1 pseudogene is annotated in these 1,794 nt (G+C 61.9%); it reads right to left on the reverse strand.

Features of this window, described 5'->3' with window-relative positions:
- Positions 1–797 precede the first annotated feature (797 nt).
- A pseudogene (locus tag JM946_RS29830) lies at positions 798–1,448 on the reverse strand (DNA methyltransferase); the annotation flags it as partial.
- Between the last annotated feature and the right edge of the window lie 346 nt (positions 1,449–1,794).

The following is a 1,794-nucleotide window of genomic DNA, read 5'->3' on the forward strand; positions in this document are numbered from 1 at the left end:
GGCGGCGCTCGAAAGCGCCCCGCCAGGTGGTCCCCAACTGAAGAAATCGGGTGGTCCCGAACTCAGGAAATCAGGTGGTCCCCAACCCAGGAAATCGGGTGGGTCTCAATGGAGGAAATCGTGCACATGAGTTCTGGAATATATCGCCGCGTGTGCTCGGCCGTTAGTCGGCGTACTGTCTTGCATCCAAGTGCAGACGACGCGACGCCTGTGTAACGATCACCCAGAACGCTCCTCTCGATCTTGGCCCACCGCCCGCCGGACGCCTGCATCACGGGCCACACGAGGGCCGCTCGCGCGAGGAAGAGATCCTGCCCGTCACCAAGACAGCATCGGACTCGTTCTCGCATCGTGGCCGACGGGCCTTGTCGAGGCGATGCCCATCTCTACGGCGCCAGTTGTTGGCTGGGCGGCGGCAGGAAGCTGTACGCAGGCGGCTCTGGGTCGCTTTCCTACAAGCTCGCCCGATCGCACCGCTTTTATTCGTCACGACATCGGGAGAATGTAGAAGGAGCGCGCGAGACGACTCGCCTGTGGCACGCAATCTGATCTGCCGGCAGTGACGTGGATGGTGAAGACGTCGCCAACATAGAAACGGTCGCGCGACAACTTGCGACGCCACGCGACCGTTTGCGATTGCCACCTACCCGTCACAAGCCATAATCAGCGCGTGCACGTTCGACGAATCGGGCGACGCCCTCCTGGCCTTGCTCGCGCAGCCACCGGATGAAGCCATCAACCTCGAGCGGTGGCAGTTCCCGGGTGCCGTGCCCAAGCGCGGCCATCACTCCTTGGGCGCGAGACAACCGACGTTGCACATTCGCAAGCCGCTCCCGGGCTACGCGGCAGTAATCGCGCTCCAGCTCAACGCCAAGGTAGCGTCGGCCATTCAACGCAGCGGCCACCAGGGTGCTACCGGAGCCAGCGAAGGGATCGAGGACAAGTTGCCCCGGCTGCGAGAACGCTTCGATGAGCGGCGTCAGAATCTTCACCGCCTTTTGCGTCGGGTGGTCCTGATTGCCCGAGTACACCCAGGGCTGAACGTCATCGATCGGCTGCTCCGGCATCTTCGGCGATCCCTTCGCCAGCACATACGCCTGCTCGTGGCGGTAATGGAGATAACGTGTGCGCGACGCGTACTCCTTGGCCCAAACGATGTGACCGATCGGCCGGAACCCAGCCCGGCGCCAGGCTCGGAAGAATGCATCCACCTGGCCCCAACCGTAGAAGGAGATGCAGATGCTGTTGGGCTTCAGAACCCGGTACAGATCCGTAAAGGCCCCGAGAATGCGATTCGGATCATCGTCGTTCGCAATCGTCCGACCTTTGCTGTCTTGATAGCGGACACCGTAGGGCGGATCGGTTACCACGAGATCCACGAATGAATCCGACAACCGCCGCAGTACGCGAGTGCATTCACCATGAAGAACTTCGTTGACCGGGAACATGATGGCATCTCCATTGGCATCGGCGGGTTTGCCGATGCGCTCTCCCGATCACGGCGCGCGGAGCGGTCAAGCAGAGACCGGTGGGACCGTCGAATAAATGGAGGGGACCCGCGTCCGCGGGGAGGCAGCCGTTTATGCGGCGAAAGCCCGCCGGGCTTTGCTTGACGGCGAGCACACCGTGATAGCATGGAGAGCAAGGCAAACCATCCGCGTCTTCTTCGTAAGCGTCTGACGAGAACCCTCTTGCCTATCGCCCGAACTAGGCAGCGGCCTTGGTCTTGTCTGGTGCCGCGTGCGCCAGATTCCAGGGAAGGAGTTCCTCGATGCGATTGATGGGATGATGGGC

It is taken from the genome of Steroidobacter gossypii (assembly GCF_016801985.1).
Taxonomy (GTDB): Bacteria; Pseudomonadota; Gammaproteobacteria; order Steroidobacterales; family Steroidobacteraceae; genus Steroidobacter; species Steroidobacter gossypii.